General features: G+C 55.0%; 19 protein-coding genes. 15 read left to right on the forward strand and 4 right to left on the reverse strand.

Annotation, left to right across the window (positions count from 1 at the left end; all coding sequences use genetic code 11):
* Positions 1–17 precede the first annotated feature (17 nt).
* Positions 18–881 (reverse strand): MurR/RpiR family transcriptional regulator, encoded by an 864-nt coding sequence (locus MLE19_RS04240; RefSeq protein WP_240716838.1) that lies wholly within the window; start codon positions 879–881, stop codon positions 18–20.
* Between the two features lie 396 nt (positions 882–1277).
* On the opposite strand from MLE19_RS04240, the gene MLE19_RS04245 reads away from it, so the two are divergent.
* The 7 genes from MLE19_RS04245 to MLE19_RS04275 all read left to right on the forward strand — a co-directional run bounded on the left by MLE19_RS04245 (position 1278) and on the right by MLE19_RS04275 (position 10676).
* Positions 1278–2102 carry a TIM barrel protein gene (locus MLE19_RS04245; protein WP_240716839.1) on the forward strand — a complete coding sequence of 275 codons (825 nt, stop codon included), beginning with the start codon at positions 1278–1280 and terminating at the stop codon, positions 2100–2102.
* 53 nt (positions 2103–2155) lie between these two features.
* Positions 2156–3052 (forward strand): sugar phosphate isomerase/epimerase family protein, encoded by an 897-nt coding sequence (locus MLE19_RS04250; protein WP_240716840.1) that lies wholly within the window; start codon positions 2156–2158, stop codon positions 3050–3052.
* Positions 3053–3066: 14 nt separating this feature from the next.
* Entirely contained in the window at positions 3067–4077 is a 1011-nt protein-coding gene (locus MLE19_RS04255) for a Gfo/Idh/MocA family protein (protein ID WP_240716841.1), read from the forward strand.
* A 267-nt stretch (positions 4078–4344) separates the two neighbouring features.
* Positions 4345–6264 (forward strand): bifunctional 5-dehydro-2-deoxygluconokinase/5-dehydro-2-deoxyphosphogluconate aldolase, encoded by a 1920-nt coding sequence (locus MLE19_RS04260; protein WP_240716842.1) that lies wholly within the window; start codon positions 4345–4347, stop codon positions 6262–6264.
* A 51-nt stretch (positions 6265–6315) separates the two neighbouring features.
* The gene (gene iolD, locus MLE19_RS04265) at positions 6316–8166 is read left to right on the forward strand and encodes a 3D-(3,5/4)-trihydroxycyclohexane-1,2-dione acylhydrolase (decyclizing) (RefSeq protein WP_240716843.1); all 1851 of its coding nucleotides are present in this window, start codon (positions 6316–6318) and stop codon (positions 8164–8166) included.
* Positions 8167–8248: 82 nt separating this feature from the next.
* Positions 8249–9148 carry a myo-inosose-2 dehydratase gene (gene iolE / locus MLE19_RS04270; RefSeq protein WP_240716844.1) on the forward strand — a complete coding sequence of 300 codons (900 nt, stop codon included), beginning with the start codon at positions 8249–8251 and terminating at the stop codon, positions 9146–9148.
* A 25-nt stretch (positions 9149–9173) separates the two neighbouring features.
* Positions 9174–10676, forward strand: a complete 1503-nt coding sequence (locus MLE19_RS04275) for a CoA-acylating methylmalonate-semialdehyde dehydrogenase (RefSeq protein WP_240716845.1) — start codon at positions 9174–9176, stop codon at positions 10674–10676.
* Between the two features lie 67 nt (positions 10677–10743).
* On the opposite strand, the gene MLE19_RS04280 is transcribed toward MLE19_RS04275, so the two are convergent.
* On the reverse strand, positions 10744–11415 hold the full coding sequence (locus MLE19_RS04280) for a FadR/GntR family transcriptional regulator (protein ID WP_240716846.1): 672 nt from the start codon (positions 11413–11415) through the stop codon (positions 10744–10746).
* 257 nt (positions 11416–11672) lie between these two features.
* Here MLE19_RS04280 and MLE19_RS04285 point away from each other — a divergent pair, with 257 nt between their 5' ends.
* The 8 genes from MLE19_RS04285 to MLE19_RS04320 all read left to right on the forward strand — a co-directional run bounded on the left by MLE19_RS04285 (position 11673) and on the right by MLE19_RS04320 (position 20832).
* A complete protein-coding gene (locus tag MLE19_RS04285) occupies positions 11673–12542 on the forward strand; it encodes a tripartite tricarboxylate transporter substrate binding protein (RefSeq protein WP_240716847.1) in 870 nt (289 codons plus the stop codon).
* Positions 12543–12570: 28 nt separating this feature from the next.
* Positions 12571–13059, forward strand: a complete 489-nt coding sequence (locus MLE19_RS04290; RefSeq protein WP_240716848.1) for a tripartite tricarboxylate transporter TctB family protein — start codon at positions 12571–12573, stop codon at positions 13057–13059.
* A gap of 12 nt (positions 13060–13071) precedes the next feature.
* Positions 13072–14565, forward strand: coding sequence for a tripartite tricarboxylate transporter permease (locus tag MLE19_RS04295; RefSeq protein WP_240716849.1), 1494 nt, complete (start codon positions 13072–13074; stop codon positions 14563–14565).
* 4 nt (positions 14566–14569) lie between these two features.
* Positions 14570–15334: an HpcH/HpaI aldolase family protein gene (locus MLE19_RS04300; protein ID WP_240716850.1), complete on the forward strand. Its 765-nt coding sequence runs from the start codon at positions 14570–14572 to the stop codon at positions 15332–15334.
* 15 nt (positions 15335–15349) lie between these two features.
* Positions 15350–17080 carry an L-arabinonate dehydratase gene (araD, locus tag MLE19_RS04305; protein WP_240716851.1) on the forward strand — a complete coding sequence of 577 codons (1731 nt, stop codon included), beginning with the start codon at positions 15350–15352 and terminating at the stop codon, positions 17078–17080.
* 46 nt (positions 17081–17126) lie between these two features.
* Positions 17127–18329 carry a mandelate racemase/muconate lactonizing enzyme family protein gene (locus MLE19_RS04310; RefSeq protein WP_240716852.1) on the forward strand — a complete coding sequence of 401 codons (1203 nt, stop codon included), beginning with the start codon at positions 17127–17129 and terminating at the stop codon, positions 18327–18329.
* A 39-nt stretch (positions 18330–18368) separates the two neighbouring features.
* Complete coding sequence (locus tag MLE19_RS04315) at positions 18369–19871, forward strand: CoA-acylating methylmalonate-semialdehyde dehydrogenase (protein WP_240716853.1); 1503 nt, start codon at positions 18369–18371, stop codon at positions 19869–19871.
* A 781-nt stretch (positions 19872–20652) separates the two neighbouring features.
* Positions 20653–20832: a TIM barrel protein gene (locus MLE19_RS04320; RefSeq protein ID WP_240716854.1), complete on the forward strand. Its 180-nt coding sequence runs from the start codon at positions 20653–20655 to the stop codon at positions 20830–20832.
* Positions 20833–21485: 653 nt separating this feature from the next.
* Here MLE19_RS04320 and MLE19_RS04325 read toward each other — a convergent pair.
* On the reverse strand, positions 21486–22466 hold the full coding sequence (locus tag MLE19_RS04325) for a transketolase family protein (protein ID WP_240716855.1): 981 nt from the start codon (positions 22464–22466) through the stop codon (positions 21486–21488).
* Complete coding sequence (locus MLE19_RS04330) at positions 22463–23329, reverse strand: transketolase (RefSeq protein ID WP_240716856.1); 867 nt, start codon at positions 23327–23329, stop codon at positions 22463–22465. The genes MLE19_RS04325 and MLE19_RS04330 overlap by 4 nt, the downstream gene beginning before the upstream one ends.
* Positions 23330–23362: the final 33 nt, after the last annotated feature.

Genomic DNA, 23362 nt, shown 5'->3' on the forward strand with positions numbered 1-23362 from the left:
ATTCACAACGCCAGCGATTAAGGCTGGTCAGGCTGGCTGAGGCTTTTTTTCAAATCCAGCGCTTTGTCCTGACGAACGCCGAGCGAAATAGCAAGTGTCTGAGTAAGGCAGAGCGAAGCAGTTAGTCCTCGAAAACTCTTTACTTCTGCTTCGTGCACTATCAGAGCTACGTCAGACAAGCGTACTAATGGGCTGAGGCTTGAGTCTGTCAAAACCACCAAGGGGATGCCTCTTCGGTGAGCCTCTTCAGCGACATCACGGGATTCCTGAGCGTAAGGGGCGAAGCTGATAATTAGTAGAGCATCATGAGTACCCACTGCCTTTACCTGCTCGCTGTACATACCGCCAAGACCATTCATAAGAAAGGCGGGTTTCTCTATATGGTGAAGGGCATAGGTCATATAGCTAGCTACCACAAAGCTGCGGCGTGCGCCCATTACATGGACGGCATTAGCCTTTTCAAAAATATCCAACGCACTCTCCAAGTGATCTGGAATAATCCGATCAGGAAGCTGTTGAAGAGCTTCTTGGTTGGCACTGGCAAATTCCCATAGTAGTTGAGTGCTGTCCGGTGTTTCACCGGTTGCAGTGCGTACTGCACGGATGCGTTCGTTGTAATTGGGTAATTCATCAAACAGGCGGGCGCGGAAAAGCTGCTGCATCTCCGAGAACCCTGAAAATCCAAAGCTATTAGAAAATCGAATTAGCGTTGATGGCGTAACGCCAGCTTGTTGGGCTAGCTGAGCGACGGTCGCGAAAGCAACTTCTTGAGGATGATCCAAAAGAAACCGTGCTGTCTGCTGCAAGCGGCGGCTCAGAGAGGGGTAATTAGCGGTGATCCGCTCTTCTAGTGTTGTAAAACTCTGTGGCACTTGGCTCATATGGGTTGCCCTGCTGGTCACATTTAATGTTGTCATCGTATATGTGATCCATAGCGTAGTTAAATGGGAATATAAATTCTATATATGCTTTTCGTTAGCACCAAGTAAATCATCACAAGTACATGTGTGAGAATTTTTTGAGCTTAGCGGTACTGCTTTGGTCGAAGGTGCGACCTAAGATTAGCGTAATGAAAACAATAAATTATTGATTTCATTACTAACGACTTGAGTTGATGCCAAACAACAAAAGAATCGAATATTCTGTACGTTGCTTGTATGGAATGTATATTCTATCCTCGTTTTAATGTTGGACATCATTGCTTGGCTAGCCCCAGCAGCTGAGCTCGTTTTTGTCCTATTTAAGAAAAACAACCAAGCCCACTATTGGAGACCTTCATGGCACAAAACTCTATTAAATTCGCGCTGAATCATATGGTTAACCCACGCTGGACACCTCAGCAGCTAATCGAAGCCGCCGCTGAAATGGGCGTAGGTGCAGTAGAACTGCGCAACGACGTGGGCGGCAACAGTATCGTTGATCTTGATTCTGCAAGCAGTGCTGGTCAGCGAGCACGAGAATTAGGCATTGAGGTTTTGAGCATTAATGCGCTTTACCCCTTCAACGTTTGGAACGAAGAGCGTGAGGATCAGGCAGAGACGCTAGCTCAGTGGGTTCATGCAGCGGGCGGACGAGGGTTAGTACTCTGCCCGCTAGTAGATGCCGAGAACATAGCCAGTGACGAAGAGCGCAAGGCTGGCTTGGAGCAAGCGCTAACGGCGTTGGATAAAGTATTGGGTCGTTATGACTTACAGGGGTTTGTTGAGCCCCTCGGATTCCCCATCTCCTCGTTGCGGACTAAAGGCGAAGCGATAGAGGCCATTGAGGCACTTAACCTGTCATCGCGTTTTTCACTAGTACACGACACTTTCCATCATCAAGGCGCCAGTGAGTCTGATGTTTTTGCTGATATGACTGGGTTGGTACATATCTCTGGACTTGAAGATCCCGATGTCACCTTTGAAGACATGTTAGATGAGCATCGCCTACTAGTAAGCACTCAAGATCGTCTCGATAACGTAGGGCAACTTAAGCGTTTGTTAAGTAGTGGCTACAACGGGTATGTCTCTTTTGAGCCTTTTGCCGCATCGGTACATCAACAGAAAGATCCAGTTGTAGCGCTCCGAGACAGTATGACATTTATTCAGCATCAGCTGGGCTAGCGCTGACCCTGTTATCGCGCTGCAAGCGCAATAATAAAGACAAGGAGAATTTGATGAAAATCGCTCTCGATCCGCATATGCATCGGCATCTTTCGCTGCCAGAAACGTGTCGGCTAACCAAAGAGCTCGGTTACGATTACATCGAGCTGTCGCCCCGCCCCGATTTCATGGTGTGGTGGACTCGGCCACGTGCTTATCCTGATGCTATCAGGTCATTTAAAAAAGCCATGAAAGAGCATGATGTTGGCCTTGCTACTATGCAGCCGATGTATCGATGGTCCAGCCCCTATCGCGACGAATGGGAAATGGCCATGGATAACTGGAAAAGGATTATCGAAGTGGCGGTAGAGCTTGATAATCCGCTGCTGATTTCCGAGTTTGGGCGCGGTGGTTCAGTGGAGCGTTCTCAGGCAGACCGAGCAGGAATCCATACGCCGGAAGCGTGTGAAAACGCCTTTTGGCGCTCAATGGATGTATTGGTACCCATTCTGGAGCGTGAAGGGCTAACGCTAAGTATCGAGCCGCACCCCGAGGATTGGGTTGAAACCATGGCGCCTGCGGCTGAGATCATCAAGACCATTAACTCGCCTGCCATTAAAAGCTCCTATATTGCCCCTCACAGCTTTTTCTACGGTGACGACCTAGCGACCACCATTCGCGCCACCAAAGGTGAGTTGGTTCATGCCCGCGTGGCCGATACGTTTAACCACAAAGCCTCTTCAGAACTGCGCTATATCGTTAATCCCCCCGGCTCCACTGCCCGTGTCCATCAGCACCTTGATATGGGGGAAGGGGAAATAGATTGGGACGTGTTCTTCAAGACGCTGCATGAAATAGGTTTTGATGGCGTGCTTTCCAGCTGTGTCTTTGGCTGGGAAGAGCGGGCGGAAGCCTCCAATCGGTTTATGCGCGGCGAGATTCAGCGCTACGTCGACAAGTACTGGAAATAACAAGGAAAACAACTATGTCCGTTAATATTGGAATCATCGGCACCGGAATGATCGGTGAGGAACACGCTCGTCGTATTACCGAGCAGCTGACAGGTGGTGTGATTGCGGCAGTCACTGACGTGAACCTCGATCAGGCCCGCGATGTGGTCAAGCGCTTGGGCATTGATGCGCAGGTGTTTGAGGACGGCCAATCACTGATTGCCGCTGATAATGTCGATGCGGTGATGGTGACGTCGTGGGGCCCGACCCATGAAGAATATGTGTTGGCGGCGATCAAGGCCGGCAAGCCCGTCTTTTGCGAAAAGCCCCTGGCGACCACGGCCGAAGGCTGCCGCCACATCATTGATGCCGAAATACAGGCTGGCAAGCGGCTCGTCCAGGTTGGCTTTATGCGTCGCTACGACAGTGGCTACCAGATGATGAAAGCGGCGATTGATGGCAATCGACTGGGAGAGCCGTTAATCGTACATGCGGCCCACCGCAACCCGGAAGTGCCTGAGCGCTACGTTACCCCCATGGCGATTCACGACACGCTGATCCATGAGCTGGACACGTTCCGCTGGCTGTTGGACGACGACTACAAAAGCGCGCAGGTACTGTTTCCACGCAAGACACGCCATGCCCACAGCAAAGTGGAAGACCCGCAGATCGTGCTGCTTGAGACAGTGAAAGGCGTGCGTATTGATGTTGAAGTGTTTGTGAACTGTCAGTACGGCTATGACATTCAGTGTGAGGTCGTCGGCGAGGAAGGCATCGCTCGCTTGCCAGAGCCTCAGTCGTTGCAATTCCGCCAATCCGGCCAGCGTTCCAACGAGATATTGATGGATTGGAAAAAACGTTTCGGTGAGGCATTCGATGTCGAGCTTCAAGCGTTTATCGATGGCGTGGCGGCTGGCAACCTTGGCGGTCCTTCATCCTGGGACGGCTATGCGGCGGCTATTACGGGCGATGTGTGTGTCAAGGCGCAGGAGAGCGGGGCTATTGAGCCTATCGAGATGCCCAAACGGCCGGCTTTTTACGGATAACCACCAAGTGGCTCCTTTAGACGGCTCCGGTGCTTGGCACGGAGCCGTTTTTGTATGCGTTGGCGTATTGGGTGTGATGTTCAACCAAAGCACTATGCAAAACGTATTGGATCAATAGTTTCATATCTTGATATTTTGGAATATAAATTCTATATTAAATAAAACGCCAACGAACAACAACGCCCATTCCTGAAAAGCCACAGCAACACGATTTCTCTTTGTGAGTAACGCTGGGTGAAGGACTGGCTACGTGTAGGAAGTGATGCGATGAAAGATAACAAAACACTTGACCTAATCTGCCTCGGGCGAGCGGCCGTTGACCTCTACGGCAAACAAGTGGGTAGCCGTTTGGAAGATATGAGCAGCTTTGCCAAGTACCTGGGGGGGTCGTCGGGCAATATCGCCTATGGCACCGCTCGCCTGGGACTTAAAACGGCGATGCTGACGCGCGTGGGGGACGAGCACATGGGCCGCTTCGTGCGCGAAGAGTTGGCCAGAGCCGGTGTCGACACCAGCCACGTCGTAACCGATAAAGAGCGGCTGACGGGGATGGTGGTACTGGGCATTAAAGACCGCGATACGTTTCCGCTGATCTTTTATCGGAATGACTGTGCCGACATGGCCGTTGATAGCGGTGATTTCGATCCTGCCTTTATTGCCTCCAGCAACGCGCTGCTGATTACCGGTACGCACTTCTCGACAGAGCAAACCTACAAGACCAGTAAAACAGCGATTGAATACGCCAAAGCTGCTGGCACCAAAGTCATTCTGGATATCGACTATCGCCCGGTACTGTGGGGTTTAACTACGCTGGGAGATGGTGAAACCCGGTTCGTTTCTGATGAAGGCGTTAGCCGCCATTTACAGACGATTCTGCCTGACCTTGATCTGGTTGTAGGCACTGAGGAAGAAGTGCATATCGCTGGCAACAGCACCGATACCCTTACCGCACTGAAGCGTATTCGCGAACTCACAGATGCCACCATCGTGCTCAAGCTGGGGGCTCAGGGCTGTACGGTGCTTGACGGTGATATCCCCGGTAGTGAAGAAGACTTCGTGGTGCATACCGGGGTGCGCGTCGATGTGCTGAATGTATTGGGGGCTGGCGATGCCTTTATGAGCGGCTTCTTGCGAGGCTGGCTGCGTAATGAAACTCATAAACGCAGCTGCGCTTATGCCAACGCTTGTGGTGCTCTTGTGGTCTCCCGTCACGGCTGCGCGCCAGCGATTCCCAGTGCTGAAGAGCTTGACGATTACCTCTCCAGAGCGGAGTCCATCGCCCGTCCAGACCTGGATGCCCGGCTTAATTACCTGCACCGCGTGACCACTCAGCGCAACCCACAGCAGTGGGATGATCTCTGCATCATGGCGTTTGATCACCGCAAACAGCTCTTTGATATGGCCCGTGAAGAAGGGGCTGATGTCGCCAGGATTCCCTACCTGAAGCAGCTGCTTGTAAAAGCGACAGAGCGTGGTAGTGAGCAATTGGGTAGTAGTCGCGTGGGGGTATTGATTGACGATACCTACGGCCAGGATGCGCTTAACGATGTCACCGGGCGAGGCTGGTGGATCGCCCGGCCGGTGGAACTGCCTAGCTCCCGGCCCATCGAACTGGAAGGCGGGCGCAGTATCGGCTCACGCCTTCAGCAATGGCCGAAGGAACATATCGTCAAGTGCCTTGTTTTCTACCACCCGGAAGATCAAGTGACCCTGCGGCAAGCCCAGGAAAGGCAAGTGATGGAGCTTTATCACGCCTGTGCCGAGTCGGGCAATGAATTATTGCTGGAAATTATCCCGCCGCGTGACCTGGCTGCCGATGACGATATGTTCATCAATGCGATGCAGCGTTTTTACAATCTGGGCGTGCAGCCCGATTGGTGGAAACTTCCGCCGCAGTCGCCAGACGGCTGGCAGCGTATTGGCAGGTTACTCCAAGCCCGTGCGCCTCACTGCCGCGGTGTTGTGATGCTGGGCTTGGATGCGCCGTTGGATGAGCTTAAAAAAGGGTTAATGGATAGTGCCGGCGTCGATGTGTGTAAAGGCTTTGCCGTTGGTCGCACCATCTTTGGTGAGCCAAGCCGCCGCTGGCTACGTGGCGATTATGACGATGAGCAGCTCATTGAAGCGGTGCTGGCCAATTATATGACCCTGGTTGATGCCTGGCAGATGCGCCAGCGCGAAGCCTAGCGTCCATTTTATGACAAGTGCATTCCAGTTTATGACAAGAGTGACAAGGCTATGAACACGATTCGACTCACCATGGCGCAAGCGGTCGTGCGCTATATGCTGGCCCAGAAAGTAGACATTGATGGCGAGATTAAACCGCTCTTTCCGGGAGTTTGGGCCATTTTTGGTCACGGCAACGTCGCCGGGCTAGGCGAGGCGCTGTATCAGGCGCGTGAGCAACTGCCCACCTACCGCGCGCACAATGAGCAGGGCATGGCCCACGCCGCCATTGCTTATACCAAAACACTCAATCGTCAGCAGGTAATGGCCTGCACCGCCTCGGCGGGCCCAGGCGCGACGAACATGGTGACGGCTGCCGCAGTAGCGCATGTTAACCGCCTGCCGGTGCTATTCCTGCCTGGGGATACGTTTGCCACGCGCATGCCTGACCCTGTCCTTCAGCAGGTGGAAAACTTCCACGATCACACACTGACCTCTAATGATTGCTTCAAACCGGTCAGTCGGTTTTTTGACCGCATTACGCGTCCCGAGCAACTGCTCACCTCGCTGCCCCAGGCGGTGCGGGTGCTAACGGATCCGGTCGAGTGTGGGCCGGTCACGCTGGCGTTGCCACAAGATATCCAGACGTTCGCCTTTGATTATCCCGAACACTTCTTTGCCGAGAAGGTGCACCGGCAGCGTCGCCAGTCAGCAGATCGCCATGAGTTGGAAAGTGCGGTTCAGCTTATCCGTCAGGCCAAAAAGCCGCTGGTGGTGGCGGGCGGCGGCGTGCACTACTCAGGGGCTTTACCCGCCCTTGATGCGTGGGTTTCCCGCTACCAGCTACCTGTCGGCGAGACCCAGGCGGGCAAAGGGGCACTACCATGGGATCACACCCAGAACGTAGGCACGATTGGCGTCACCGGCGGCGCGGCTGCCAACGCCTTGGCGGCCGAGGCGGATCTGATTATTGCCGTTGGCACCCGGCTGGGGGATTTCGCCTCCGGTTCCCGCGCCATGATTAATCCAAATGCCAAATTGCTGAGCATCAACGTGGCTTCTTTTGATGCAGTGAAGCACAAGGGGCAGGCGCTGGTCGGTGATGCCAAGCTAACTCTTGAAGAACTAACCGACGCGCTTGATGGCTGGCAGCCGGACGGTGGGTGGATTGAGCAAGCTGAAGCACTGCGAGCTGACTGGAATGAGACCGTCGACAAGGTAACTGCTGACCGCGGTACCCATTTACCCTGTGATGCGGAAGTGGTAGGCGCCGTTAATCGAGCCGCTGGTGAGCGTGACATTGTGGTTTGCGCCGCGGGCGGCTTGCCGGGCGAGCTACAAAAACTCTGGCGTACCCGTTTTGATCGCGGCTATCACATGGAGTACGGCTACTCCTGCATGGGGTACGAGTTAGCCGGAGGTGTTGGCGTCAAGATGGCCAAGCCCGATTCCGAGGTGTTTGTCATGGTGGGGGATGGCTCCTACCTGATGCTCAACTCAGAAATTGCCACTTCGGTGATGCTGGGTCACAAGATTATCGCCGTGGTGCTCGACAATCGCGGTTACGGCTGTATTCACCGTTTGCAGCAGTTCTGCGGCGGCCCCGGCTTTAACAACATGCTGGATGACTGCTTAACCGTGGAGGAAGGTGCTCCCAAAACTGATTTTGCCGCTCATGCGGCGGCTCTGGGCGCACAAAGCGAGCAAGTCGGTAATATTCAGGCGTTAGAGCAAGCACTCAAACGCGCCAAGGCCGCAGACCGAAGCTACGTGATTGCGATTGATACCGACGGACTGACCGATACCCAAGATGGTGGTGCCTGGTGGGATGTCGCCGTACCTGAAGTTTCCGAGCGTTCTGAAGTGCGAACGGCCCGCGAACGTTATGAGGCCTACAAAGCCCGGCAATTCCAGAATCTTTAAGGCTTAAGCTTTTAATTATTGTGAATAACGTCTCACTTTTAATAACGACTCAATTGAAATAACAACAGTAACGGAGACCGCCATGAGCGTAAGACTCGGTATTAACCCGCTTACCTGGACCAACGACGATATGCCAGCGCTGGGCGGTGATACGCCGCTGGAAACCTGCCTATCCGAGGGTAAACAGGCGGGCTTCGCAGGCTTCGAGATAGGCAACAAGTTCCCCCGAGATCCCGACGTGCTAGGGCCGATTTTGGACAAACAGGGACTCTCGCTGGTGTCGGGGTGGTACAGCAGTGAACTACTTACCCGCAGCGCCGAGGAAGAGATTGAGGCGCTCAAACCTCACCTCAATTTACTCAAATCCCTGGGCGCCACGGTCATGGTGTTCTGCGAAGTGACCCACTGCGTGCACGGCCAGCGGGAAACGCCGCTCTCGCACTCGCCGCGCATGAGTGAAGAGGGCTGGAAGACGTTTATGCCACGCCTCAATCAGGTCGCTGATTACTGTTTGGAGCAGGGGGTGCAAATTGCCTACCACTACCACCTCGGCACAGTGATTGAAACGCCTGACGAGATTGACCGACTGATGGCCGAAGCTGCCCCGTCGGTTGGGCTGCTGCTGGATACTGGGCATCTCGTGGCGGCGGGTGGCGACCCGGTGGGATTACAGAAAAAGTATGCAGATCGAATTGTCCATGTGCACTGCAAAGATATTCGCAAAGAAGTGCTGGCGGATGTGCGTAATCGGGATCTCAGCTTTCTCGACGGCGTGCTGAACGGCATGTTCACCGTACCGGGGGACGGTTATATCGATTACACCACCTTATTCGAAGGGCTTAGGAAGAGTGACTATTCAGGCTGGGTGGTGGTGGAAGCAGAACAAGACCCCGCAGTGGCGCACCCACTAACCTACGCCTGCTTAGGACATGACAATTTACGCCGCTTCTTAGCGGAAGCCCGTTTGCCCGTGGACGCGTAACCCGAATACCAAAAGGAAGGCATCTATGAGTATCTTAGGTAATTTTATCAATGGCCAAGCCGTTGCCAGCCAAAGCGGCCGTACCGCACCTGTCTATAACCCGGCAACCGGTGAGCAGAGCCTGCAAGTGGCGCTCTCTTCCGCCGATGAAACGCGGGAAGCCGTGCGCGTAGCGGATAAAGCCTTTGCCACCTGGTCAAAAGTATCGCCGCTGAAGCGTTCCCGCATTCTATTTAAGTTTAAGGCACTCGTGGAAGAGCACACCGATGAGCTGGCGCGGATCATTTCCAGCGAGCACGGTAAGGTGTTCTCCGATGCTAAAGGCGAAGTGACCCGCGGCTTAGAAGTGGTTGAGTTTGCCTGCGGTATTCCGCATCTGCAGAAGGGCGAACACTCCATGAACGTGGGGACCGGTGTCGATAGCTACTCCATGATGCAGTCGCTGGGGGTGTGCGCGGGTATTTCGCCGTTCAACTTCCCGGCCATGGTGCCCATGTGGATGTTCCCTATCGCGCTGGCCTGTGGCAACACTTTTGTCATGAAGCCGTCCGAGAAGGATCCTTCCACGCCAATGCGCCTAGCTGAGTTGCTGAAAGAAGCGGGTCTACCGGATGGCGTCTTCAACGTCGTCAATGGCGATAAAGAAGCGGTGGATGTACTGCTCACCGATGAACGCGTTCAGGCGGTAAGCTTTGTGGGCTCCACACCCATTGCTGAGTACATCTACGCCACCGCGTCAGCGCATGGCAAGCGTGTCCAGGCACTCGGTGGGGCCAAGAACCATATGGTCATTATGCCCGATGCGGATCTTGATCAGGCAGTGGGTGCGCTGATGGGGGCCGCGTACGGCTCGGCGGGCGAGCGCTGCATGGCGATTTCGGTTGCGGTGCCTGTGGGTGAAGAAACGGCTAATCGACTACGCGAGAAGCTTGAGGCGGAACTAGCGAACCTGCGGGTCGGCCCAGGTTTAGTGGATGGCCCTGATAATGATATGGGGCCGCTGATCACCCGCGAGCACCGTGAAAAAGTGGCAGGCTATATCCAAACAGGCGTGGATGAAGGTGCAGAGCTGGTGGTGGATGGCCGCAAAACGGCGGTGGACGGCGCCGGTGATGGTTTCTTTATTGGCGGCACGCTGTTTGATCACGTCACGCCCGGTATGCGCATTCACTCTGAAGAAATCTTCGGCCCGGTGCTGGCGATTACTCGCGCGGCAAGTTTCGACGAAGCAGTCAGTATGGTTAACGCGCATGAATACGGCAACGGCACGGCAATCTTTACCCGGGATGGGGACGCCGCTCGTCAATACTGTGAGCAGATCCAGGTCGGCATGGTCGGCGTTAACGTCCCGATCCCAGTGCCTATGGCGTTTCACAGCTTTGGCGGCTGGAAGCGCTCGCTGTTCGGCCCGCTGCACATGCACGGCCCGGATGGCGTACGTTTCTACACGCGCATGAAGACCATCACCCAGCGTTGGCCCAACGGCATCCGTGAAGAGACCAACCACTTCACCATGCCGACGCTTTAAGTTTCTCCTCGTCATCGAGCCGAGGTACCTGTCGGTACCTCGGCTCGATGGCAACCCTTCTCCGCCATCAATCTTCGTAACCCATGAAGCGCTCTCGACCGCGCTTCAAGTGGTTACGCATCAGTTTTTCGGCTCGGCTTGCATCCCCTTTATGTATTGCCTCGACGATCTCGATATGCTCGGAAACCACCTGGCTTGCCGTAGTATGGATGGGAATGTCACGGAGGAATCGTCCGATCTCGAAGCCGGTTTGGATCTGCGGTTTCAAGAGCTCAAGGGTCATCGGGAAGTAGGGGTTACGCGTCGCTTCCGCGATGGCCAGGTGAAAGGCGAACTCTCTTTCAAACGCTTCCTGTTCGTTGATCGAACTGGCCTTCATCGCTTGGGCGGCTTCGTCGATGCGTGCCATACGCTCCTCATCGTTTACACGGGCGGCTTCTGCCGCTGCTGCGCATTCAATGACTTCCCTGAAGCGGAAACAGTCGGAAACGCCCTTGATGCTGCGAGAGCTTCCGAAGATATTCGATGCTGTCTTGTCGAGCGGCTGAAAGTAGTGCCCGGAGCCCCTTTTGGAGGTGATCAGTCCTTCGTGTCGCAGCGTAGTCAGCGCCTGGCGAACGATCGGACGTGAAACACCGATCTCCTTGGCAAGCTGCAGTTCTGAAGGGAGCTTACCACCGCTACGCCACTGCGGTTCACTCAGAAAGCGTCTCAGTTGTTGGGTGGCGAAGTCCTTCATAGACGTAGTCATTATTCATTCCTGTAAAAATTAGTAATTATTAGATAGGTATATTTGTATATTTGTAGGTAAATCAAGCAGTAATATTATAGAACCAAAGTATATTATTACTATTTTTTACTAATTGCTATTATGTCAGTGTTGGTTGATACGATCCTTCCTCAAACAATAAAGGTACTGACGTGCGATACAACAACCTTAATCTAATAATGAGTGCTTCCGCTTTGTTCTTGTGCACCGTGGCCTCGAGTACCGCGATGGCGCAGAGTCTTTCCGATCGTACGATCAAGATTGTCGTACCCTATTCCGCCGGTGGTGGTAACGATAGCTTCGCCCGAGCACTGCAAAAGCCCCTCGAGGAGATTCTGGACACCAGCGTGACCATTCAGAATATCGCCGGTGGCGGTGGCGTAGTCGGTTATACCCAACTGCTGGCCGCGCGGCCCGATGGGTTTACTGTCACCATTCCTAATAACGCCATCTTCACGCTGCAGGGCATGGGCAATGCCACTTTCGAATACGATGACTTCGACTATATCGCCCGCGTTACGGCGGAGCCCTACGTGCTGACGTCCAACCCGAACCTGGGGTGGGAAGGGCTCGATGACGTCGCGGTCGCCGATGGTCCTGTCAAAATTGGTTTTCCTGGCGTTGGTTCCTCGGCGCACATCATGGCGGTCGCCATCGTTGAGAGTCTAGGGGTCGAGGCGCAGATGGTGCCTTATGGCGGCGACGCCGATGCGCTGGCTGCCGCGATGGGCGGACATATCGATGCGGTGGTCTCGGCGCCCATCGCCGTCGCCTCCGCCGTCGAGAGTGGCCAGCTGGCCGGGCTTGGCACTACCGGTGAGAGCGCTCTGCTTGATGGCGTGCGTACCTTCGCCGACCAGGGATTCGATGTCACCACCCTGCAGTGGCGGGGTGTCGCAGCACCTTCCGGGCTTGATGACGACATCCGCCAGCAGTGGGTCGATGCGCTGCAGGCAGCATTGGACGACCCGGATTTTCAGCAGGTGATGACCAATCTAGGTGCCGATGTAGCTCCGCTTTACGGCGATGAGCTTGACGCCTTCGTTGAGCGCACCGCCGCTGACATGGTGCCGCTGGCACAACGACTGCGTCAGTAATTATCGGCTACGCTCGCGAGAGGACGACATGACTCACCTGTTCAGACTGCTTTTCGATGCTTTGCTGGCGCTCTTTCTTGGCACCATGCTCTTTCAGGCTAACCAGCTGCCTGTCGGCGGCGGCGTGGGAATCTCACCCGCGTTCTTTCCACGCCTGGCGCTGGTGTTCGGGCTTGTGCTCACACTGATCGTGCTGATTCGCGACGTGATGCTCTTTCTGCGCCAGCGAAAGGCATCTACGCCACACATTAGTTACAAGGCTGTGGCGTACTTCATCCTGTTGATGGCGATGACGACGGGCTATGTCGTCTTCAGCGAGGCAATGGGCTTCATCGTCGTAACCACGCTGTTTCTGTTCGTCACTGTCGCTGGCTACAAGGCCATGCTGGTCGGCGAAGGTGAGAGTCGCTCGGTCTGGAGCGCTGGGAGCCTTCTCTCCTCGCTGCTCTTCGCTGGCGGCTTCTCCATTGTCGCCTACGTGGTGTTCAGCTACGTCTTCAAGGTCACTCTCCCTTAACGGATATAGATCATGTCAGATATCGTTGCGTCTCTGGGCATCTTGGTCGATATCAAGGTGCTCCTCGGTATTGCCTTTGGAACCTTTCTCGGCCTGGTCATGGGTGCCCTGCCGGGGCTGACTGCGACCATGGCGATTGCTCTATTGATTCCGCTAACTTTCGGCTTTCCACCGGAGGTTGGTATTGGCATGTTGCTGGGGGCTTTCTGTGGGGCGGTGGCGGGGGGCGCGGTGCCCGCCATTCTGCTCAACGTTCCCGGCACGCCCTCTTCGGTGGCCTCCACGCTTGATGGTTTTCCCATGACGCGACGGGGCGAGGCCGGGCGCGCGCTTGGCCTGGCCATCGCGTCTTCCTTCGTGGGAGGCATGTTGGGGGCACTGCTCTTGATTCTCTTCGCTCCGCCGATCGCGACCTTCGCGCTGCGCTTCGGGCCTGCGGAGTTCTTTTCTCTTGCCATTCTAGGGCTGGTGGTTATCGCGGCCGTCTCCACGAAGTCGATTCTAAAGGGATTGATCGCGGGAGGGCTCGGCATCTTCCTATCCACGGTGGGGTCGGATCCCATCACGGGCGTGCTGCGCTTCACGATGGGCGAGCCTTCGCTGATCACTGGAGTGAATTTGCTGCCGGCCTTGATCGGTCTGTTCGCCATCTCCCAAGTATTTCAAGACGTCTTCGAGCGCATTTACAAGAAGAAGGAACCGCTCAAGAAGCAAGCACTGACCTCGGCCAGGCCGCCTTGGGGAGCGCTCAGGCGTGCTTGGAAAGTGATCGCTTCGAGCACGCTGATCGGCACACTAGTGGGGGCCATTCCAGGGGCGGGTGGCAGCGTCGCATCGTTTCTCTCCTACGATCAGGCACGGCGGATGTCGAAGACGCCGGAGAAGTTCGGAACCGGCCACGACGAGGGGCTCATTGCCACCGAAAGTTCAAACAACGCAATGGCTAGCGGCGCACTGATTCCGATGCTGACGCTTGGCGTTCCAGGTGAAGTTGCTACTGCCGTACTAATGGGTGGGCTGACGATTCAGGGTATTCGGCCCGGCCCAATGCTCTTCGAGCAAAGTGGCGCGTTGATCTACTCGATCTTCATCGCATTCTTGCTCGCCAATATCTTCATGTTCTTGATCCAGCTGTTCGGCATCAAGCTTTTCGTTCAAATCCTTCGGGTGAAGGAAGCTTACCTGATGCCCTCAATCCTGGTGCTGTCGTTGCTGGGTGTTTACGCGGCGACCGGTAATACCTTCGATATGTACCTGGCGTTGGCCTTCGGAGCACTCGGTTTCCTGCTGAACGTCTTCGGCTTCGGCACCGCTCCGGTGATCCTCGGCCTAATCCTTGGCGGCATCGCCGAATCCAACCTGCGGCGGGGCATGACGGTGTTTAACGGCGACTGGACTCGTTTCTTTACCCAACCCATCAGCCTAGCCCTGCTCGCAGCAACAGTGCTTTTGCTGTTCTTCCTGTTTCGCAAGAAGAGTCCCCAGTCCTACGGTAGTGGAGAATAGAAAGATGCAAAATTCCTTCAAGCAAGGTCTGCGCACGCGTCGCTCTCAGTCCGGGCTCTGGATGAGCCTGGGCTCCGAGAGCTCGGTGGAAATCGCCTCGCTATGTGGCGCTGATTGGCTGCTCATCGATATGGAGCACTCTCCTAACGAGGTCATGACGGTAATGAGCCAGCTGCGCGCTGCCGTCGATGCGACCCGATGTGTCGTCCGTCCTCCCTGCAGCGACCCAGTGGTCACCAAGCGCCTGCTGGACATCGGCGCGCGCAACCTCATGTTCCCGATGATCGAGACAGCGGAGCAGGCTCGGGAAGTAGTGTCGTGGACGCGCTACCCGCCCCACGGCATACGCGGCATCTCCGGCGTCGTGCGGGCCAACGGCTATGGCACCAACGGTCGCTACCTCGACACTTATACTGACGAGCTCACTATCATAGTACAGGTCGAATCCCCCGAGGCTATCCGCAATATCCCCGAGATCGCTGCCGTCGAAGGAATCGACTCCATCTTCATTGGCCCTGGCGATCTGATGGCCTCGATCGGCAAGGCCGGCGTCAAGGAGGACGCCGAACACACCCGATTGATCAACGAAGGTTTGAAAAGCATTCACGAGGCCGGCATCGCGGCGGGCATTCTTGGTTATGGTCAGGCAAAGGCTAGCGAGTATTTTGCTGCGGGTTTCGACTACGTTGCGGTGGGCGCGGATACCTGGATGCTGGTCACAGGATTCAAGGCATTGCTGGGTGCAATCGAGCATTCCCGCGCGGAGTAGGATCAGGAGGAAGGCATGGCTATTTCCTATGACGAGCTGCGCTCGGCGCGCTGGTTTGCCCCCGATACGTTGAAGGGATTTGGGCACCGTTCACGGCTGCGACAGATGGGCTATGACCCCGAGGACTGGGAAGGTAAACCGGTCATTGCGATTCTAAATACATGGTCGGATATCAACCCCTGTCACGCCCATTTCAAAGACCGCGTGGCCTGGGTCAAGAAGGGCATTCTCCAGGCCGGAGGCTTTCCGATCGAGCTGCCAGCACTTTCGCTCTCGGAGAACTTTGTCAAACCCTCGACGATGCTTTACCGCAATCTGCTCGCCATGGAGACAGAAGAGCTTTTGCGCTCGCATCCAGTAGATGGAGCCGTACTTCTGGGGGGGTGTGACAAGACTACGCCGGGCCTCACCATGGGTGCGATCTCCATGGGGCTGCCCTTCGTTTACCTGCCCGCCGGACCGATGCTTCGCGGCAACTATCGCGGCGAGACCCTGGGCTCCGGCGCTGATGCCTGGAAGTACTGGGATGACCGGCGCGCGGGGCTGATCGGCATCCAGGAGTGGCAGGAGGTGGAGTCCGGCATCGCACGCTCCTACGGCCACTGCATGACGATGGGGACTGCTTCGACAATGACGGCCATCGCTGATGTGCTGGGGATGACGCTGCCCGGGGCTTCTTCGATCCCCGCTGCGGACGCCAACCATATCAGGATGGCCAGTGCTGTGGGTCGGCTCTCCGTCGAGATGGTCTGGGAGGGGCGCCGACCTGAGACGTTTTTGACCCGCGCTGCGTTCATGAATGCAGCCATCGCTTCCATGGCTCTTGGCTGCTCCACCAACGCGGTGATCCATCTGATTGCGATGGCCCGACGAGCGGGCGTGAATCTTGCTCTCGACGATCTTGATGCGTTGAGTCGCGAGGTGCCGGTACTGGCCAACATTCGTCCGGTAGGCGAGCGCTACCTGATGGAGGACTTCTACTACGCCGGTGGGCTGAAGGGATTGTTGAAGCAACTTGCCAGTCGGCTCGATCTGGCGGCGGGCAACGTAACGGGACATACGCTCGGTGAGGCCCTGGCAGATGCCGAGGTCTATCACGAGGATGTTATTCGGCCGCTTGATCGCCCGGTCTATCGCGAAGGGTCGCTGGCCGTACTCAAGGGTAACCTCGCGCCTAGTGGGGCGATCATCAAGCCAGCTTCCTGTGATGCGCGGTTTCTTCACCATACCGGCCCCGCGCTGGTGTTCGATGACTATCCGTCAATGCTCGAGGCGATCAATGACGAACAGCTAGATGTTACACCCGACCACGTACTGGTGCTGCGAAATGCCGGTCCCCAGGGCGGGCCGGGAATGCCTGAGTGGGGCATGCTGCCGGTGCCGAAGAAGCTCATCAATGAAGGCTGCCGAGATATCCTGCGCATCTCGGATGCTCGAATGTCGGGGACTTCCTACGGCGCCTGTGTGCTGCATGTCTCACCCGAAGCTCATGTTATGGGGCCACTGGCTCTGCTCAAGAGCAATGATCTGGTCAAGCTCGACCTGACCGCCCGACGCCTGGACATGCTCGTCGACGATGAAACGCTGGAAAGGCGCTGGGCTGCGCTTAAGCCCCCTGCGCCGAAATATGGCCGTGGTTATACCTGGATGTACCTGAAACACATCAAGCAGGCCCATGAGGGTTGTGACTTTGACTTTCTGGAAAGTGATTTCGGGGGCACCACGCCGGAGCCGGACATCTACTGATTCCACTCGACCACATTGACCAACAACAAGCTGAAGTGAGCGTTACATGGCCCTGATAAAAAGTGTGAAGACGATAAGAGTCAAGCAGTACCCGAACCTTATATGGGTACAGCTCGAGACTGATGACGGTCTGATAGGCCTGGGGGAGAGTTTCCGGGGTGCCTCCGCAATTGAGGCCACTATTCACGACGAGATGTCTAGCTCGTTGATCGGCAAGGACGCGCGCCATATTCAAGCGCTTTCGAATCATCTGTCCAAGCCCTACCTTGGGTTCAACGCCTCGGGAGTCGAAACCCGTGCGGCCAGCGCGATCGACATCGCCCTATGGGATCTGGCAGGCAAACGAAGCGGCGTGCCCGTCTTTGAAGCACTGGGTGGTGCCTCCCGGCTAGGTGTCGATGTCTACAACACCTGCGCGGGCTACAACTTCAACTCAAGCGCCGTGGGCAACAAACGCCGCGACATCGGTAAAGACGACGTAGCCAGCGGAGCTTACGATGATCAGATCGCTTTCATGCGAGACGCTGGAGAACTAGCCATAAGCCTGCTCGACGAAGGCTACAAGGCGATGAAAATCTGGCCTTTCGACGTCTTTGCCAATAAAAATCGTCACCGCATTTCTCGTGAGGATCTCAAGTCAGGTCTTGCGCCCTTCGAAAAAGTGAGAAAAGCGGTAGGCGACAAGATCGACATCATGTGCGAGCTGCACAGTCTCTGGGGTGGGCAGGCGGCGGAAAGCATCTGCCGCGGACTTGAGGATTTTGGCGTGGCCTGGGTGGAGGATCCACTACACAAGATGGACGATAACTATGAGCTTTCGATGCTGCGAAGCCGAGTTGACGTACCCATCTGCGGCAGCGAGACGCTTGCGGGTGTCTCCTCCTACAAGGATATGCTCAGTGCTGGAGCCGTCGACTTCGTGATGGTAGACGTCGCCTGGTGCGGCGGCCTGAGCGAAGCAAGAAAGATCGCGGCACTCGCCGAGGCATTCAACAAGCCGCTCGCTCCACATGACTGCACCGGCCCCGTTACGTTGGTGGCTGGAATGCACTTGGCGCTCCACGCGCCGACCGCTATCTATCAGGAGGTGGTCAGGGCCAGCATGGCGACATGGTACCGAGATTTGATCGACGGCCTGCCCGAGGTCAAGCAAGGCATGCTGCATGCCGGAAGCGAGCCGGGGCTCGGTATTACTCTGTCGGAAGGGCTCCTTCAGCGTGACGACCTCATCGTGCGTGAGAGCGTTTAACGTCTTTTCAAATTAGCTAACGTCACAAGGAGACAAATCGTGAACACATTGGGTAATTACATTAACGGCCAGACCGTTGCCAGCCAAAGTGGCCGTACGGCACCGGTTTACAACCCGGCCACTGGTGAGCAGTCGCTAAACGTTGCGCTCTCGTCGGCCGCCGAAACAACCGACGCGGTACGTATCGCCGACGAAGCTTTTCCTGCCTGGGCCAAAATGACCCCGCTGAAGCGCTCGCGCATTCTGTTCAAGTTTAAAGCACTGGTGGAAGAGCACACCGATGAGCTGGCGCGGATTATTTCCAGCGAGCACGGCAAGGTGTTCTCGGATGCCAAGGGCGAAGTCACCCGTGGGCTTGAAGTGGTCGAGTTTGCCTGCGGCATTCCGCACCTGCAAAAGGGCGAGCACTCCATGAACGTGGGCACCGGGGTGGACAGCTACTCCATGATGCAGCCGCTGGGCGTGTGCGCGGGTATCTCGCCGTTCAACTTCCCGGCGATGGTGCCGATGTGGATGTTCCCCATCGCGCTTGCCTGCGGCAACACCTTTGTCATGAAACCGTCGGAGAAGGATCCCTCCACGCCGATGCGCTTAGCCGAGTTGCTGAAAGAGGCGGGCTTACCGGATGGCGTCTTCAACGTCGTCAATGGCGATAAAGAGTCAGTGGATGTACTGCTGACCGATGAGCGTGTTCAAGCCGTCAGCTTTGTGGGCTCTACCCCGATCGCCGAGTACATCTATGCCACGGCATCAAAGCATGGCAAGCGTGTTCAGGCGCTAGGCGGTGCCAAGAATCACATGGTGATCATGCCGGATGCCGATCTTGATCAAGCCGTTAGTGCTCTGATGGGCGCCGCTTACGGCTCCGCCGGCGAGCGCTGCATGGCCATTTCGGTGGCGGTGCCCGTAGGTGAGGAGACCGCCCAGAAGCTGCGCGAGAAGCTTGAGACTGAACTCGCGAACTTGCGCGTCGGGCCTGGCCTGGTCGATGGCCTCGATAACGATATGGGCCCGCTGATCACTCGTGATCACCTGGAAAAGGTAAAAGGTTATATCCAAACCGGTGTCGATGAAGGCGCTGAGCTAGTGGTGGATGGTCGCCAAGCAGCGATTGAGGGCGCAGGTGACGGCTTCTTTATTGGCGGTACGCTGTTTGACCACGTTAGCCCCGGAATGCGTATTCATGCTGAAGAGATCTTTGGCCCTGTGCTGGCTATCAGCCGCGCGGCGAGCTTCGACGAAGCGGTCAGCATGGTTAATGCTCACGAGTACGGCAACGGCACGGCGATCTTTACCCGTGATGGCGATGCTGCCCGTCAGTACTGCGAGCAGATTCAGGTAGGCATGGTAGGTGTCAATGTCCCCATCCCGGTACCCATGGCGTTTCATAGCTTCGGCGGCTGGAAGCGCTCGCTGTTTGGCCCGCTGCACATGCACGGCCCGGACGGCGTACGCTTCAATACGCGCATGAAGACGATCACCCAGCGCTGGCCTAACGGCATCCGTGAAGAGACCAATCACTTCACCATGCCGACACTTTAAATCTTAACGACTGCTGGTTCACGCCGTGCCCCTAGGGGCACGGCGTTTTTTTTGGCTGGTCGTTGAGCATGGAGTTCATGCATGGCCAAGGTGCAGTAAAAACAGGGGGTGGCTTCTGGGTTATACGCAAGGAACTCAGACGACATGATTTAAAATCGCAAGAATATGTATAAATTATGATTAATTACCAATATTTCTATTCTGAGTAGTTGTTTTAAAATTTAATAAAGTATCTATCATAAAATTGAAAAATAGCAAGAAAGCGACAATGGGCTGTTTTAATAATTGCTTTAATAACCGTTGAGTCAGAACCGTTAGGTATAAAAATAATCCTGTAGGAGGCACTAAATGAGCATGCAAATCGCTAGCGCGCCGTTTTGTTGGGGGGCGACGATGTGAATAACCCCAATTTGCCACCCTGGCAGAAAGTGCTGGATGAGGCCGCACAGGCGGGTTATCAGGGGGGAACTCGGGCCTTACGGCAACTTGCCGTTAGCGCAAGGACGTCTTAGCGAAAAGCTTCAATAGTGTGGCTTGAAGGTCGTCGCGGGTACCATTTTTGATGACCTGATTGACCCCGCTAACCGGGAGAATCTTATTCGTCAGGCCCATGAAATCTGTCGTTTCTTAAAACAGTTGCCCGACCCCCCCAGTCAACCAGGCCAAAATTACCCTACACCCTACCTGGTATTGATTGACCATGTTCACGATGAGCGCAGCCTATACGCGGGGCACTATGAAAAAGCGCCGCGTCTGAGCGATGTGCAGTGGGGGCACCCTTATGGAGCATATTCGTACCATTGCTGAGCTAGCTAGCCGCGAATATGGGATCCGCGCCGTCATTCATCCCCATGCGGGAGGGTATATCGAGTTTGAGGACGAGATATTGCAATTGATGGCAGACATCTCTTATGACACCGCTGGACTGTGCCTGGATACTGGCCATCTTTACTACTACTAATCGGGCATGGACACCGTCAGCTGGATTCGCGACCATGCAGCGACTGCTGCTCAACAATGGACACTGGCCGAAGCTGAAAACAACCCTGCTTCAACAAAAATTTTACTTCAAGCCTTATCTACGAATGGCGTCAGAAGGCATTCTTTATCAAGTATGCCTGACTATGTGGCTCGGCCTTTGTCAGCGGGAACGGTCTATATGCTCCTCAATGCTTGGTCGGCAGCAGGCAAGTTAACGGCTACCTTTGAAGCTTTGGAGGGACGAGCCCTATGACGAATGACTCTGCATTGTTAGCATCTGTATCAAAGCACATCAGCACAAGATAGGCGCGGCCAGTGACGACACTGAGGCCGACGGTAAAAGCCGCACGGGTAATCAATACCAGCACAATTTATTTACGGACTCTTTATTGGCTTCAGACTAATGCGAAGCGAGGTGAATGCTGTCCGAGTTATCTTCCAGCTAAGCTCTAGTAATGATAAAGGCTATGACAGCGGCATTACTCACCAGCCACCTCCTGCGGCAGCACGAATAGCCCGTATCGATGTTGAATCAATCATCCGGGGCCGACAGCTATTTATCAGCCTCGTGGAAGAGAAAGGGCAGCTATATTTTATTCTATGCTGCCCATGCACTTTACATTTACTTTCTGCCTACAGTAATGCCTCAGCAATCTCACGCACACCAAGACCGTCCAGCTTATAATGCTGGTAAAGCCGTTGTGGAGGTGAGATCAGAGCGTATTCGTCCATAATTCCATGCCGCTTTAACCTTGCCTTACCGGGATTCTCTGCCATTATCTCGGCCACGGCGGAACCTAGTCCTCCAAGAATGTTGTGTTCTTCTACCGTAAGAATAATACGCGAATGATTTACAGCTTCTAGCACCGCTGCCTCATCCAGAGGCTTTATCGTATGCATGTCTATCAAGCCAGCTGAATAGCCTATTTTATTCAGCTCTGCGACCGCCTCCTTGGCACCGTGAACAGCCATGCCACAGGCGATAATCGTAATGTCGCTACCCATGCCATGGACTTTTGCTTTTCCCAGTTGGAACTGCTCGTTTTCACTATAAACAGCCGGTTCGTGTCCTCGCCCGATTCGGAAATATATCGGTTCGGGATAGTTAGCCGATTCGAGAAGGAGTTGGCGGAACTGAGCCCCGTCTGCGGGAGAAACCACCGTAAGGTCGGCAATAGCTCGCATAGTCGAAATATCTTCAGTTGCGTGATGCGATGTGCCATAAAATCCCATCGAGATACCTGTATGATGGCCAATCAGGCGTACAGGCTGCGCGCAATAAGCCACGTCCATGCGTATCTGTTCACAGGTAAGAAGCCCCAAGAAAGAAGCAAAAGTTGCGACATAAGGAATCATTCCAGTCGTCGCCATACCCGCAGCAGCCGAGACCATATTCTGTTCTGATATCCCGAACTGCACAAAACGATCAGGATAGGCGTTGGCAAATTTCACCAAACCGTTCGAATGCTGGAGATCAGCCGTGCCTGCCGCAATTGGATAGCCTTGATCTGCCAATTCGATCAATGTGTCTGCCATTACCGACAGGCTGGGGGTACGCTCATTCAGGTCACGGTACTGCCAGCTTTCTGGTGTCAGGTTTGTTTTGGTATTCACTGCGGATCTCCGCTAATACGTGTATTTAGGATGGTCTGGCGGGCCTTTTCGCTATCTTCGGGCGACAAATATCCAAGATGCCAACCCGGCTCTGTCTCCATGTAGTCAATACCTTTGCCTTTAACAGTCTTGGCAATAATACAACAGGGTTTTTCTCGCATCTTATCTGCCTTGACACGACGCAATATTGAGGTCAAAGCCACGATGTCGTGACCGTCTACCTCGTGCACTTCCCAGCCAAAGGCGCGCCATTTCTCGTCTAGAGGTTCAATCGCCATGATGTCATCAACCTTTCCATCTAATTGATACCCATTGCGATCCACGATCGCGATGACATTGGAGAGTTTGTGATTAGCTGCAGAAATCGCCGCTTCCCAGACCTGACCTTCTTGCATCTCGCCATCACCCAACATAACGAAGACATCGAAATTCTGCTCCTGCATTCGCCCGCCCATAGCAATGCCGACTCCGTTGGACAGGGCATGCCCTATTGAGCCCGAGCTGAAATCCACACCCGGAACCTTTCGCATGTCTGGGTGATCCCCTAAAGGGCTGCCAAGGCGCGTATAGCTGTCCAGCCAATCCTTGGGGAAATATCCCAGATCAGCCAAAACTGGGAACAGCCCAACGGCCGCATGGCCCTTTCCCATTAGGAAGCGATCTCTCAACGGCCATTTCGGATCATCTGAAATGCTCATTACGTCATAGTACAGGGCCGAAAATATCTCGGCACAAGAGAAGACCGATGAATAGTGTCCCACTTTAGCGATCTCGATCAAACGGATGGTTTCCAGCCGAACAAACTGTGCTCGTTCTTCCAGGCTTTGGGCCTCTTGCAATGAAATATCTGTTATATCCGACACAACGTTCCTCTCCATTTTCAATTAATGACTCTC

This window comes from Vreelandella neptunia, assembly GCF_022489065.1.
Taxonomy (GTDB): Bacteria; Pseudomonadota; Gammaproteobacteria; order Pseudomonadales; family Halomonadaceae; genus Vreelandella; species Vreelandella neptunia_A.